At 25.2% G+C, this 14,800-nt stretch carries 15 protein-coding genes, 1 rRNA gene and 1 riboswitch; of the genes, 2 read left to right on the top strand and 14 right to left on the bottom strand.

Annotated features, from left to right (window positions below; genetic code table 11):
* Window positions 1-16: 16 nt before the first annotated feature.
* The 9 genes from HMPREF1092_RS00085 to HMPREF1092_RS00045 form a co-directional block, all read right to left on the bottom strand.
* Window positions 17-520 (bottom strand): QueT transporter family protein, encoded by a 504-nt coding sequence (locus HMPREF1092_RS00085; RefSeq protein WP_002596535.1) that lies wholly within the window; start codon window positions 518-520, stop codon window positions 17-19.
* Window positions 521-783: 263 nt separating this feature from the next.
* Complete coding sequence (locus tag HMPREF1092_RS00080) at window positions 784-2,898, bottom strand: sigma-54-dependent transcriptional regulator (RefSeq protein WP_002596534.1); 2,115 nt, start codon at window positions 2,896-2,898, stop codon at window positions 784-786.
* Between the two features lie 189 nt (window positions 2,899-3,087).
* A complete protein-coding gene (locus HMPREF1092_RS00075; protein WP_002596533.1) occupies window positions 3,088-3,417 on the bottom strand; it encodes a DUF190 domain-containing protein in 330 nt (109 codons plus the stop codon).
* Between the two features lie 31 nt (window positions 3,418-3,448).
* Window positions 3,449-3,835: a fluoride efflux transporter CrcB gene (gene crcB / locus HMPREF1092_RS00070; RefSeq protein ID WP_002596532.1), complete on the bottom strand. Its 387-nt coding sequence runs from the start codon at window positions 3,833-3,835 to the stop codon at window positions 3,449-3,451.
* A 65-nt stretch (window positions 3,836-3,900) separates the two neighbouring features.
* A riboswitch (Fluoride riboswitch) is annotated at window positions 3,901-3,962 on the bottom strand.
* An 85-nt stretch (window positions 3,963-4,047) separates the two neighbouring features.
* On the bottom strand, window positions 4,048-4,401 hold the full coding sequence (locus HMPREF1092_RS00065) for a coiled-coil domain-containing protein (RefSeq protein WP_002596531.1): 354 nt from the start codon (window positions 4,399-4,401) through the stop codon (window positions 4,048-4,050).
* Between the two features lie 159 nt (window positions 4,402-4,560).
* Entirely contained in the window at window positions 4,561-6,207 is a 1,647-nt protein-coding gene (gene hcp / locus HMPREF1092_RS00060) for a hydroxylamine reductase (RefSeq protein ID WP_002596530.1), read from the bottom strand.
* Between the two features lie 235 nt (window positions 6,208-6,442).
* Window positions 6,443-7,135, bottom strand: a complete 693-nt coding sequence (locus HMPREF1092_RS00055; RefSeq protein WP_002596529.1) for a response regulator transcription factor — start codon at window positions 7,133-7,135, stop codon at window positions 6,443-6,445.
* Complete coding sequence (locus HMPREF1092_RS00050; RefSeq protein ID WP_002596528.1) at window positions 7,125-8,345, bottom strand: sensor histidine kinase; 1,221 nt, start codon at window positions 8,343-8,345, stop codon at window positions 7,125-7,127. Before HMPREF1092_RS00050 ends, HMPREF1092_RS00055 begins: the two co-directional genes overlap by 11 nt.
* Window positions 8,346-8,406: 61 nt before the next feature.
* On the bottom strand, window positions 8,407-9,081 hold the full coding sequence (locus HMPREF1092_RS00045) for a hypothetical protein (RefSeq protein ID WP_002596527.1): 675 nt from the start codon (window positions 9,079-9,081) through the stop codon (window positions 8,407-8,409).
* A 259-nt stretch (window positions 9,082-9,340) separates the two neighbouring features.
* On the opposite strand from HMPREF1092_RS00045, the gene mltG reads away from it, so the two are divergent.
* On the top strand, window positions 9,341-10,351 hold the full coding sequence (gene mltG, locus HMPREF1092_RS00040; protein ID WP_002596526.1) for an endolytic transglycosylase MltG: 1,011 nt from the start codon (window positions 9,341-9,343) through the stop codon (window positions 10,349-10,351).
* Between the two features lie 205 nt (window positions 10,352-10,556).
* Here mltG and HMPREF1092_RS00035 read toward each other — a convergent pair whose 3' ends face one another.
* Complete coding sequence (locus HMPREF1092_RS00035) at window positions 10,557-10,991, bottom strand: globin domain-containing protein (protein WP_002596525.1); 435 nt, start codon at window positions 10,989-10,991, stop codon at window positions 10,557-10,559.
* A gap of 208 nt (window positions 10,992-11,199) precedes the next feature.
* Here HMPREF1092_RS00035 and HMPREF1092_RS00030 point away from each other — a divergent pair, with 208 nt between their 5' ends.
* Window positions 11,200-11,595 (top strand): RrF2 family transcriptional regulator, encoded by a 396-nt coding sequence (locus HMPREF1092_RS00030; RefSeq protein ID WP_002596524.1) that lies wholly within the window; start codon window positions 11,200-11,202, stop codon window positions 11,593-11,595.
* Between the two features lie 624 nt (window positions 11,596-12,219).
* Here HMPREF1092_RS00030 and HMPREF1092_RS00025 read toward each other — a convergent pair.
* From HMPREF1092_RS00025 to rrf, 4 genes are all read right to left on the bottom strand, one after another.
* On the bottom strand, window positions 12,220-12,774 hold the full coding sequence (locus HMPREF1092_RS00025; RefSeq protein ID WP_002596523.1) for a biotin transporter BioY: 555 nt from the start codon (window positions 12,772-12,774) through the stop codon (window positions 12,220-12,222).
* A 470-nt stretch (window positions 12,775-13,244) separates the two neighbouring features.
* Window positions 13,245-13,520 carry a DUF1653 domain-containing protein gene (locus HMPREF1092_RS00020; RefSeq protein ID WP_002596522.1) on the bottom strand — a complete coding sequence of 92 codons (276 nt, stop codon included), beginning with the start codon at window positions 13,518-13,520 and terminating at the stop codon, window positions 13,245-13,247.
* A 24-nt stretch (window positions 13,521-13,544) separates the two neighbouring features.
* Entirely contained in the window at window positions 13,545-14,300 is a 756-nt protein-coding gene (locus tag HMPREF1092_RS00015; protein WP_002596521.1) for a YdcF family protein, read from the bottom strand.
* Between the two features lie 280 nt (window positions 14,301-14,580).
* A 5S ribosomal RNA gene (gene rrf / locus HMPREF1092_RS00010) occupies window positions 14,581-14,697 on the bottom strand.
* Between the last annotated feature and the right edge of the window lie 103 nt (window positions 14,698-14,800).

The following is a 14,800-nucleotide window of genomic DNA, read 5'->3' as shown; positions in this document are numbered from 1 at the left end:
TTTAAGCAGCTCTTTTTTATAATAATTTTCTTATTCTATCTTTTAACTTGTATGCTAGGATAACCCCTAAAATTGATACTACTGCAAATTCACCACAAGCAACTTCCATTCCTGCTATGATCATTGCATGAATAGTTTTAGTTTCTGTTCCGAACTCAATTAGCATCCACCCTATTATTGCTCCATTAAAAATAACTGGCCATAAAGATGAAATAAATAATTTTATCTTTTCACTTTGTATTTTTAACTTACTAGTTTGATAAATCATTATAACACTAATTAAAGTTGCAAATGAACCTATAATTGCATCTACAAATGTTGAACCAAGTATATTTGCTATAAAACATCCAAGAGTCAATCCAATAATATAAAATGGATCAAAATAGGCCAATAACACCATTACTTCTGACACTCTAGCTTGTATAGGCCCAAAACTAATTGGTGCTAATAATAATGTCCCTAAAGCATAAATTGCAGCTATCATAGCTGAATACACTATTCTTTTAGTTTTATTATTCATTAAAAAATTCCCCCTAATAAGAGATTGAACTTCTTAACTGCCTCCAAAATAAAGATAATATAACTATTATCTATTGATTTTGTGGTCTAAAAATCAATAAAAAGGTAGAGGGACTCTACGCATAATAATCTAAATTATAAATTACATGCCTTAGTTTTATTTAACGACAGGAGGCTTTCGAACTGTCAATCTGTTTATTTTATTTCCAAGCTATATTGTATTTTAAAAATTCAATAAAATCAAGAAATAATAATAACCAAAATTTAATTATTTTCCTCACCATAAGAATAATATCCTTTAAAAGATTTTAAATAATCATATAACCTATCTACATTCATTTCATTAGCCTCAGATTGTCTAACTGCTTCTAAAACAGTAGGTGTTGAAACCATTCCTAGAGCTTTTATTTTTACGCCTGTTTCTTCTGAAAGTATTTTCCCAAACTTAACTAATGAACCCATATCAACTAAAAGTATTACGCCTCTTCCATTATCTACTTTTTCTACTTTTTCTTTTGCAATGTTTATTATCTCTCTAGGCTTAACATCAAAAGGTATATCTATAGCTTCTATATTATTGCAATCAAATAAGTTTAAAGCTACTTCTACCATACTACTAGCTGTACTATTTCCATTAGCCATCACAAGTATTCCTATTTTACCTTTTTTATTTTTTTCTTCAACTGAGGTTAAAATTAATGTTATATATAAAACTTCTTCTTCAGGCATTCTTACACCAAATCTTTTTTCTACTTCTTTACAAACATATTTTGCTATTTCATATTCTTTTGGTGCTTTTAATGTCATATCTAAAACATTTTCGTGTGTTTCTTCATAATCAATATTATTTATCCTATTAAATAACACTGCTAAATGTAAGCTTAATGCATATAAAATTCTATCATTATATTCTCTATCTAATTTTTTCTCTGCATATTTTTTTATCTCTTCTGAAAATCTTATAATTTTTGCATCTACTATCTTATATAAATTATATTTAGAATACTTGTCATTTTTAAATTTATCATAAAGGCATTTAACGTGAACATTTATATCTGCAGTTATAAATTTCTTTATCTCATCACTGTCCATTCCTTCATTTTTTAAAATTATTACTTCATCACTAATTATTTTATATAAATTTAATTGTTTTTCATCATTCTCTAAACTAACATAATTTTTATTTGGATATACTAAAACTTCTGTTGGTAATAATTTTGTTAATCTATCATTTTCTTCTTGCCTTGCATTAATAGTTATAAGCCCTTCTTTTATATTGCTTGGCATCATGCTAAGATTTATACTTATTACTCCATCTTCATTAATGCTATTTAAAAACCCTTTTGCACATAATACTTGTATATTTGATTTTAATTGTGCTATATTCCCAAAACTAGTTATTCCTATAAGAGCTTTTATAGCTTCTGCTGTTATTTTTATAGGTTTATTTATTTTAAGTGTTTCATTTTGTAATAGCCCTTTTATTATTTTTAATTTATCATCTATATCTCTATCAGAAAAATTTGGAATAAAAATATTTGATTGAATTCTTTCTAAAAAAGGTTTTATTAAATTCGAATCTTTAGATTCATTAGTTGATCCAATTATCAAAACATTAGCATTTCTATCGCCTTCTGTTTCTCCAAATCTATTGAACTTCCCTTTATCCATAAAATAAAATAGCATTTCTTTTCCTTCAGGAGGTAATTTATGTATTTCATCCAAAAATAAAATTCCTCCATCTGCCTTTTCTAAAGCTCCAACTCTATCTTTATCTGCTCCTGCAAAAGATCTTTTTATATGCCCAAACAGCTGAGATAACAATAATTGAGGATCATTATAATAATCTGCACAATTAAGAACTATAAAAGGAGATTCATCTGTAAATTTACCTTTATACTTACCATATTCATACATTTTATTTGCAAATAGTGTTTTTCCAACACCAGTTTCTCCAATTATTAAAGTATGAAGACTCTTTGGTAAATGTAGTATTGATTCTTTTGCTTTTTCTATTTGATTCTTTAATGTTGTTTCAGCACCTATTAAATATTCAAAAGGGTCATTATCTATATTATTTTTTTTACTACTCATCATATTAAATACATCTTCTAAATTTAATGAAATTTCATTTATAGATGTACCTAGCATTTCTTCTAATCTATTCTTATCAAAATATTTTTCAGGATTACCATTAAAACGTACTATTTTACCTTTACTCAAAAGCTCTTCAAGTTCTTTATTTACATTATTTCTTAAAATTTTTAATGCTTCAGATATCTCAATAGCATCAATTCCTTTTCTGCTTTTTAAGTCATCTTTTGTGTACTTGTTACTTCTTTGCTTTATATAATTATAAATTTTATCTATTCGTTTCATATTCTCCCCTTAATAAAAATAAGATTTTTTATTTTGATTTTAAATCTTTTAATACTAAAATTTCAATTTAATTATTATGCTTTCCAGTTTATTAACAATAAATTAACATTTATTTTCTTTTTAAAAAAAGAACTCTCATAAAAAACTAAATAGTTTCTTATGAAAGCTCTTCTTATAATTTACTAAATTTTATTCAAAAGATATCATCTTTACATTGTCTACAATAACAATTTTACCTGATGTTATCATTTTTGAAAGTTTTTCTATAACCTCATCTACTTTTTCATTTTTTACTGCAACTTCTATTACTATTGGTAAATTTCTTGATAGAACTTCTAAAAAATCTTCATGTATTTTTTTCTCTTCTCCAAAGCCTTCAATTCCACGTATAACTGTTGCACCTGAAACTTCACACTTTTCAAGGACTTCTATTATTGATTTATACAGTAGCTCATGCCCATATTTATCGCTACCTTCAATAAATATTTTAATTAGTTTCCCTGTATATTCAGTTTCCATTACAAAACCCTCCTAAAAACTTTATAGAATTTTATACTACAAGTCTTGCAATTGCCATACCAACTACAACACCTATTAAGCTTAGACCTAGGTTTAATCCTATGTTTACTACTCCAAGCCCAATTTCTCCTCCATTTAGCATTCCTATTGTTTCATAAGAGAATGTTGAGAAAGTTGTAAGTCCTCCCATCATTCCTGTAGTTAAGAATAATTTAGTATTTGGTGATACTAAGCTTGTGTCTAAACTTAATTTCATAACAAATCCTATAATTATTGCTCCTAATATGTTTGCTATTAATGTCCCATATGGGAAATGTGCTCCAAATGCTCTTGTAGCACCTAGAGAAATTATGTACCTAAAAGCGGCTCCTATAAAGCCTCCGCATCCAACCAATAGTATGAATGTTAATTTTTGCATATGTCTTCACCTCATTATTATTTTATGTAATAAAAAAAAGCCAATACCCCCATAGAATACATAAAAGTTCTACAGGAGTCATCAGCTTTGAAAGCGGTTAAAGGTCAACTCCATGACCTATAAAATTCATTTATTACTATACTCATTATAGTATATAGATATTATTTTTTTCAATAAATAAATTGTTAATTAATAATTATAGTTATTAATTTTTAATTATCATACTTATCTCTTTCAATATCTTGAAGTTTTTCATATAATGCATTTTCTTCTTCTTCTATTTTAAGTTTTGCTTTAATAATTTTATCTTCATATCCACTAATTTCATTTATAGAATCAATTATAAAATTATCTTCCATTTTATTTTGATTTCTATATTCATCTAAAAAGGCTTTCCCAACTTTTTCATGTACTTTTCTTATGCTAACTCTCGCTTCCTCTATTTCTTTATTTAATGAACTTATTTTTAGCTTAGAATCTGCTTTAGCTGTTAATGTTTTAGAAGTTGTAGATACAGTTTTACTAGCATCTTCAGCTAAATCCTTCATTTTATCAAAAAAATTCATATATAAAACTCCTTTAATTTTAAATTAATATTTTTGTATATTATACAATATTTTCTATAAATGTTCACTATTATATTAACTAATCTATTTATTAAATTTATTTAAATCAATATAAATAAAAAACCTTACTAGCTAAGCTAGTAAGGTTTAAAATTTATATTATGATAAGAAAAGTTTCATATCATCTTCAACAGTTCCGATTCCTGCAATTCCGAAATTATCAACTAAAACTTTAGCTACATTTGGTGAAAGGAATGCTGGAAGTGTTGGTCCTAAGTGGATGTTTTTAACTCCTAAGTGTAATAATGATAATAATACTATTACAGCTTTTTGTTCATACCAAGCTATGTTATATGAAATTGGAAGTTCATTTACACTATTTAATCCAAATACTTCTTGTAATTTTAATGCTATTACAACTAATGAATATGAGTCATTACATTGTCCTGCATCTAAAACTCTTGGAATTCCACCAATATCTCCAAGATTTAATTTGTTATATTTGTATTTTGCACATCCTGCTGTTAATATAACTGTATCTTGTGGTAATTTTTCAGCAAATTCTCTATAGTAATCTCTTGATTTAGCTCTTCCGTCACATCCTGCCATAACGAAGAATCTTCTTATTGCTCCAGATTTAACTGCTTCTACAACTTTGTCAGCTAAAGCAATAACTTGATTGTGAGCAAATCCACCAATAATTTCACCTTTTTCGATTTCTGTTGGTGCTTCACATTTTTTAGCTAATTCTATTATTTCTGAGAAATCTTTAGTTCCATCTTCTTTAGCTTCTATATGAGTACATCCTTCATATCCAACTGCTCCAGTTGTGAATATTCTTCCTCTATATGAATCTTTAACTGGTGTAATACAGTTTGTAGTCATTAATATTGGACCATTGAATGTAGCAAATTCTTTATCTTGTAACCACCAAGCATTTCCATAGTTACCTGCAAAGTGATCATATTTTTTGAATGCTGGGTAATATTGACCTGCTAACATTTCACCGTGAGTATAAACATCTACTCCAGTTCCTTTAGTTTGTTCAAGTAACATTTCTAAGTCTCTTAAGTCATGTCCTGAAATTAATATTCCTGGATTTTTTCTAACTCCGATATCAACTTTAGTTATTTCAGGGTGTCCATAGCTTTCTGTATTAGCTTTGTCTAATAAAGCCATTCCATCTACACCATATTTACCAGTTTCTAAAGCTAATGCTGTTAATTCATCTGCAGTTAAAGCATCATCTAAAGTTTTAACTAAAGCTTCTGCCATAAATGCGTGAATATTATCATCATCAAAACCTAAGTTCATAGCATGTTTCATGTATGCTGACATACCTTTTAATCCGTAAACTATAAGTTCTCTTAAACTTCTTATATCTTCATTTTCTGTTGATAAAACACCAACTTCATTTGCTTTATTTAAGAATTCTTCTGAAGTAGATCCAATCCAAGTTGCACATCCTTTTAAGTCTGCTCCTACTGGATTTCCACCTTTAGCTGAAACTTCTTCTTTTAATTCTTCTCTTAAAGATAAAGTTTCTTTAACTCTAGCTTCAATAGCTTTAAAATCAAAGTTAGCATTTGTTATTGTTATAAATAAGTTTTCTACTATGTATTTATCTACTACTTTACTAACTACTCCTACTTTTCTTCCTTCTACAGCTACAGTTGCAAGTCCTTTTGTAACATAAACTAATAAATCTTGTATTTTAGCTACATCTTCAGTTTTTCCACAAACTCCTCTTACTGTACAACCTTTACATCCTGCTGTTTCTTGACATTGAAAACAAAACATTCCCATCTTAAAATTCCTCCTATGTATGTAAAACTTTCGTGTTTTTTTATTTAACTTATGCTCTTAGTATACCCCCTATTAAGCTTCTCTTCTGTAACATAAGTTACATTTATGATATTTATATTATTTTTATTATTAAAATTTTATTAACTATAACTTTTTTATGTTTTTAAATAAATAAAAAGAGATATCACTCTATAATAATTTTTAGTGATATCTTTTTTAAAATTAAATATTCATTTTATATACTATTAAATCTATACCCAGTTCCCCATATAGTTTCTATATATTCTGGATCAGATGAATCTTTTTCTATTTTCTTTCTAAGCTTTTGAATATGAACTGCAATAGTTGCTGTATCACCATAATAATTCTCATCCCAAATATTTTCTAAAAGCTGTTCTTTCGTAAAAACTATATTTGGATTTGAAGCTAAAAATACTAAAAGTTCATATTCTTTTGTTGTTAAAACTATTTCTTTTCCTCCAAGATAAACTTTATGAGAATCTCTATGGATTTCAAGAGCTTTTATACTTATAATTTCATGATTTACTCTCTTTCCCATAAGTCTTTCATATCTAAATATATGTGATTTAACTCTTGCAACTAATTCATTTGGACTAAAAGGTTTAGTTAAATAATCATCTGCTCCATATCCAAGACCTTTTATTTTATCAATATCCTCTACTTTAGCCGAAACTATTATTATTGGAATTTCAAACTGTTTTCTAACTTCCTTAACTATCTCAAATCCACTTTTATTAGGAAGCATTAAATCTATAACTATTAAATCATAAACTCCTAACATAGCTTTTTTAAGTCCAACTGCGCCATCAGTTACTACTTCAGTTGAGTATCCATTTACCTCTAAATAATCTTTTTCTAGCTCTGCTATATTTAAATCATCTTCTATTATTAATATTTTACTCCCCATTATTTTTGTCCTCCTTAAATATAGGTAATCTTATAGTAAAGTTTGTTCCTATATTAACCTCACTACTTACATATATCTCTCCTTTATGTGCATCTACTATTTCTTTAGTTATTGCAAGTCCAAGCCCTGTACTATTTAGATCTTTTGTTCTTTCTTTATCTACTCTATAAAATCTTTGGAATATTTTATCAACCTTATCTTTTTCTATACCAAATCCATTATCTTCTATACCTATAAATATACTATCTTTATCTTTATAAAGCATCATTTCAATTTTTAAATTTTCTTTGCCTAATCCATATTTAATTGCATTATCTAAAATATTTCGTATTGATCTATATAATCTTTTACCATCTATATTAACAAAAGTTTCAGTATCTATACTTTCCTCATAACTAAATTTAATTTCTTTCTCATCTAATATAAAACTAAATTCTTCAACTATATCATTTAAATATAATTTTATATTTGTTTTTTCAAATTTAAAATCTAGCTTTTGCATATCTAACTTAGAAAATAAGAATAAATCGTCAATTAATCTGTTCATATACTCTGCATTACTTTTTATTACCTTTAAATAATTGTCTACATTATCTTTTGAAACAACATTTTCTAAAAGTCCTTCTACATATCCATTTATACAAGTTATAGGAGTCTTTAAATCATGAGACACATTTGCTAAAAGAGCTTTTCTATTCTCTTCATATTCCATTTTTATCTTCTCTCCTTCTTCTAACTTCGAAGCCATTTTATTAAATTCTCTAGTTAAAATTCCAATTTCATTTTTCGTATCTGCTTCTAATCTAACAGTATAATCTCCATCTGCAATTTTTCTTACTCCTGATTGAAGCTTTTCCATTGGCTTTACAAATCTTTTTTCCATTCTGGATATCATATAAACTATTGTTCCTTCATTTATTATTAGAACTAATATTATAATCCATGTAGCCATTTTAAATCCAATTACTTTTAATAAAAATAATATAATAACTATACTTACTATAAGAGTTATCTTCCTAAATATTTTCATATATTTATGCAAAAAGAATAACTCATTCAATTTCCTATCAACCATTTCTTTATGAAATTCTCTATGATGCATATTATGTTTTCTATGATGTCCATAATTTTTTTGATGATGCATGCGATGTTCTCTATGCCTTTTTTCCATTTCTATAATTAAATCTTTTTTCGTAAAATTATCTTTCAAAATAATCTCCTTTCAAAATATAAAATTAGGCTATACCAAAAGATATAGCCTAAAAATCATATTAGTAATTTAAATCTGCTTTAAATTCTACTTTTTTATCCCCTTCAGATTTTACTTCAACACTCTTTATTGTAAAATCTTTATCTATAATTAATCTTAATACCGCTTTATCAGCTTCGCAACTTAAAATCTCTTTGAAGATTGCATGTTTGATTTTAAATACTTCTTTTAAATCTTCGCATTTGCCATCTTCCATATGATGGTGATGTCCATGATGTTCATGATTTCTGTGGAACTCTTTCATTTTTTCTTTTTTCTTTTTAAGAATATCTTTTATATCTAAAGTTATAACTTTTAAATCTCCTTCTTCTGAAAGTTCCATATCATTTAAAGTTTTAAATAAAAATTCTAATTTCTCAAATTTATTTCCAAATCCTTTGTGTCCATGCATATGACCTTTTGCACAATGATGTTCACTTTTTCCATGATGTGCTTCATGTAATTTTCCAAAATCAAATTCTTTTACAACATTCTTTTCTGCTTTAAGTTCATCTGTATTTACATTTAATTTAGCATCTACCTTCATTTTTTTATTTTTTATATCTTTCTCAAAATTATTTGTTATATTAGCAAATTCACCTTTTTCTGAAACTCCTACTAAATTTACTGTTCCTGAAATTTTTTCTTTTTCTTTCATAGCCTTTGACATTTTATATAATACTTCTAATTTATTCATTCCACTACCTCCTAAGCTTTCGCTTTTGTTTATGATGTAATTATATTCTCTCCTTATAAAAATCAAATAATATAATTATAAAAATTTTATAAAATTATATAAAATTTGCTTAAAAAATTTTTCCACTATATATGTCTAGTATATATAAGAATCAATTTTTTTTAAAATATGTAATTATTGTTAATTATAACTCTATTAAGATTAACATTGTTAAAATTAATGTATAATTAAGTTAAAATCTAAATTGGAGGTTGTTATTTTGAAAAAGAAAAAATTAATTATCGGAATAATTATAGCTATTGTAGTAATCATTATTATAACTGTTTCTGCTTTCTTCTTTATAATACCTTCTGTTAAACCATTTAATACAAACAAACCTAATGTTAGTTTTGTAATAAACACAAAAGAAAACTTTAATGATGTTTTAAATGACTTATCAGAAAAAAATATTATAAAAGATAAAAGTCTTATTGAAATGTATACTAATGTTACTGGTAAACCTAATGTAATGCCAGGGCAATATACTATTAATTCAAAAGTAACTGTAAAACAATTTTTAAATATATTAAAGAATCAAAAAACTATAACTGTTGTAATTCCTGAAGGATATACTGTAAATCAAATAGCAGGAATATTTGATAAAATTGGTATGTTCAGCAAACAAGATTTTATAAATGCAGTAAATAATTATAAATTACCAGAGTTTATAAAACCAGTTCAAGGAAGAAAATATCAACTTGAAGGATATTTATTCCCAACTACTTATGCTTTCAAAAAAGGTGAATCAGTTAATACAGTTATAGAAACTATGATTAATACTTTTGTTACTGAATTAGATGCATCTATAAAAGAAACAGGTGTTAAAATTACTCCAGCTCAAATTAATGAAACTGTTACTAAAGCATCTATAATAGAAAAAGAAGCTAAAACTCCTGAACAAATGAAAAATGTTTCTTCAGTTATAGATAATAGATTAAAAGCTAATATGCCATTACAAATGGATGATACAGTTTTATATTCAATGGATAAACTTGGTGAAAATGTAACTAAAGTTTATAATAAAGATTTAAAAACACAATCACCATATAATACTTATTTAAATAAAGGATTACCAATTGGACCAATTTGTAACCCTGGAAAACAAGCAATAGAAGCTGCATTAAAGCCTAATAGCACAAAATATTTATATTATATCTTAACTAGTAATCATAGCTTCTTTACTGATAATTTTAAAGATTTTACAGCAGAAAAAAATAAAATTATCAATTAATGAAAAGTGTCACAAAATTCCTCAATAATTTTGTGACACTTTTTATATACAATAATTCTAATAAAAATAAAAAGTCTAGAATATTAATTATCTAGACTTTTTTATGCACTTATTTTATACACCTATTTTATACATTTATTATGTACTTATTTTTTATTATTTATTGAGAAAAATTTTATTTTATTATGTGGTAATTATTTAAAAATTATTTTGCTTCATACATTTTATTTTCTACATTTATAAAAATTTTAGCAATTTCTTCATAAGCTTGTCCCCAAGCTTCTATTATTTCATCTGTAGCTGAATCTCCTAATACAGTTTTTATTGCTCTTAATAAACATTCTCCTACTATTGGATAATGCTCAGCTTTAACTTTAGCATCAACATGTATTTTTCCTATTCTCTCAACAGCTGGAGCTAAAACTTCTAAATTATCTATGTTTTGAGCTGCTGCAAGAACAGTCATAGCTAAAGCTTTTGGTTGCTCTCCTGATTTTTGTTTGCTCATATCAAACATATTTTTTACTTCAGGATAACGTTTGAACATATCCTTATAAAATTCAGTTGTTATTTCAACTCCATGTTCCTTTAAAACTGGAACTGTACTTTTTACTATATCTTTTGTTTTTTGATCTAACATAATTCTATCTCCTATATTTCTATTTATTCTAAGTTTTTAATAAATCATATTAATTAATAATTATTTTCTAAAATAATATTATCATATTTCTTTAAAATGTGCAAATAAAATACTCTTTTAAATTTTACCATATCAATTCTATTTCTTTTTCCACAAAAACTCTTATAATAGTTATATAACTTTATATTAATTTAAGGAGGCAAATAATATGCAACTATCTAAATTTAGCGACTATGCTCTTAGATCATTAATGTTTCTTGCTTTAAATAGTGAAAAACTTTGTAATATAGAAGAAATGGCAACTAACCTTGAAATATCTGAACATCACCTAAAAAAAATTATTAATAAATTAGCTAAGACAGATTATATAATTTCTATAAAAGGTCGAAATGGTGGAGTAAAACTTGGTAAATCCCCATCTGAAATAAACTTAGGAGATATTTTAAAAATAACAGAAGAAAATTTAAATATAGTTCAATGTTTTAAAAATAATGATTGTTGTCCTTATTTTTCAGAAAACTGTAAATTGAAAGGAATAATAAATACTTCATTATCTCGCTTTTTTGATGAATTCTCTAAATATACTTTAGCTGATATAATTTAATATTAGTTACTTTAATATTTTTAAATTATAATTTAAAAGGGCTGTAAAAATATTTGTAATAAAACAAGTATTTCTACAGCCTTTTTAATTAATTATATTATTTAAATAAACTACTTTTTTTGTTTTTATCTTTTTTATATTATTTCCAAAGGTAATTAATAAACTTATCATTATATTCTCATTAGTTGCAAAAATTAAATTATAAACTTTTTCTCTATTCCTTAATTACTTCCAATATTACTTCATCTTAAAAGTCTTGCATTTACTTTTAAATTTATAAATATAAAACTTTCTATTATACTAAGAACTTCTTATTTTAATGCCCCATTTCTCATCTGTTATTACTGTAAACAAATTAATTAGAACTGCTTTTATATACAATTCTATTAATTCAAAATATTTCAATTAAAAACAATAAACTCAATTTTCAGAGAACTATCTCATCTTCCAATTACTAATCAAACATAAATTAATATTATTATCACAAAATTTTTCTCTTATATCATTTGCTACTAAAAACATTTCACCAAACCTGAATTATATAAATTTAAATCTTCTTATTTATTTCTTTTCCAATTAGGTCTTTATTTTTTATCAACTTTTTCATTATTATTCCTAGTCTATTTAGACATATCCTAATTTTTTAATTCTTGGTACTACTCTGATTCCAACTAATGATATTATCAAAGTTAATAATAAATCACTAGGAAGAAAATCTATCATTCCGACTATAACAGCCTTCCAAGGACTCATAGCTTGCCCAAGATATCCATTATAAATGAAATACATATATATAACTCCAAAAAAATAAATAATCATAAGTCCTATGAATCCAGAAAAATAAATTTTTAAAGCACTAAGTTCTTTCATTCTTTCTATTATTCTTCCAATAGCATATGCTCCAAAAATAAATCCTATTAAATATCCAAAAGTAGGTTGAACAACATATCCAATTCCTCCACCTTGAGTAAATACAGGAAATCCAATTAATCCAACTCCAACATAAAGTACTTGAGCCAATGCGCCTTTTTTTGCTCCCAATAATATTGCTCCTAAAGCACAGAAGAAATATTGCAAAGTGAATGGTACCATTGGTAATGGTATTCTTATAAATGCTCCTATTGCAGTAAGAGCCGCAAAAATTGAAATTAAAACTAAATCTCTAGTTTTTAAACTCATAAACTTTTCTCCTCATTTTTCTTAAAAATAAAATTCATATATTAAATATTATTTTTTTATATCTTATTTAAATGGATTTTTATTACTTAATTTAACAAAAAAATATATTCATAATAAAAATTATAAAGTTTTCTATACTATTAACATCTAATAACACTATTAACATCTAATAACTTTTATATAAAAAATAATTATAATATTTTGATAATCAAACTATATTAAAATGTTATATTGTTTTTTTTGAATTGTCAACTATAATTATATAAAAAGTTGACAATTTAACTCTTCTTCTTTTTAGCTAAATATAAATACATATTATATCTATACAAATGTATATTATATCTATTTCTAATTTATTATTTTAATTGTATGAATATATATTATGTTAAATATTGATCATTTTATTTTTAACATAAAAAATAAGCCGTCTAAAAATTAAAGACAGCTTATTTTATGTTATAAATTTTAAATTACTCAATTATAGAATTTTTTATATTATCTATATCTATTTCACTTATTAATTGAAATCTGTATTTTTGATTACAGTTTGGATATTTAATCTTATCTACCTCACTTAAAAACATTTCTTTAGGTCTTACAAATAATCCAAACTCTCCATATAGAGCTTTATATAAAACTAATTCTTGCATTGTTTCACTATGTTTAACTATATCTATTACAAGATATAATTTTCCTTTAAAATGTTTTACTACTTTTCCTTTTAAATCTTCAATGTTTCTATTCATAAAAATATCCTCTCTTCATTGGCATTACCTATCTAAAATTAATGATTTTATAAAAGCAAAAAACTCCCTAAAATACATATTAGGAATTAAATACCACTCAGTACTAGTTGTATATAATTCAACATTTTCATATCCATTCCTTTTAGCTAACATATTACTTCTCATAGCATGAAAATCAGTTGTTATTATTGTTGTTTTTATATTTTTACCTACATCATAATTAAGATTATTTTTAATTACTTCCTTTGAAAATCTTAAATTTTCACTTGTACTAGTAGATTTATCCTCTTTTATTATTCTATCAGAAGAAATTCCTTTATCAATTAAATAATTTTTCATTGCCTCAGCTTCAGTAATATCCTCACCTGGACCTTGCCCTCCACTTACAATTATTTTTCCATTATAATCTGTTTTATTTACATATTCAATAGTAGAATCTAATCTATATCTCAATGTCAAACTTGGAATAGATCCTCTAAGTCCTGCTCCTAAAACAATTATAACATTTGATTTTTCCAAACTTTTTTTGGGATACATTATTATCATAGTTTCAAAAATAACAAAAATAGAAATACATGCAACAATTAATCCCCTAATAAATTTTATATGTTTTTTTATAAAATCTGCATTTAGTATTTTATTATAGAAAACTGATATCACTATTGCAATTAATCCTAAAATTAAAAATACCTCACTAAAATAAATCCTTCCACCTAATATATTAATAACTATAAAATAAATAACAGCTAATACTCCTATACAACTCCATAAATATCTCATAACTTATCCCCCTTACATATAAATAATACCATATATTTATTTTAATAAGAAGCATATTGTTACTATTCAATTTCTAATCTAAAAATTTTATCTTTTTATTTATTTAGTAACTATAAAATAAATAAATAAAATTTATTATTTAAAATAAAATTTTACACTATAACCATATATATTTGTAAAATTTAAATATCCTAAAACATAAAAATTTCTATTTTAGAATATTTAAATATTCTAATAAAAAAAAGCCAGTAGATAAATCTACTGACTCTTCTAAGTTCTCACTTGGCAACTTCCTACTCTCCCACACAGTCTCCCATGCAGTACCATCGGCGTTATAGAGCTTAACTTTCCTGTTCGGAATGGGAAGGAGTGTACCCTCTATGCCATCATCACCAAATTATCAGATGTTCTCTGAAAATTGCACATCAAATTCTGTTGATATTTTTATTGGTCAAGCCCTCGATCTATTAGTATTAGTCAGCTGAACATGTTACCATGCT

The sequence above is a fragment of the Clostridium thermobutyricum genome, assembly GCF_000371465.1.
In the GTDB taxonomy this organism is placed as follows: domain Bacteria; phylum Bacillota; class Clostridia; order Clostridiales; family Clostridiaceae; genus Clostridium; species Clostridium thermobutyricum.
Note: the sequence above shows the minus strand (reverse complement) of the source record. Positions and strands in the feature narration are given on the sequence as shown.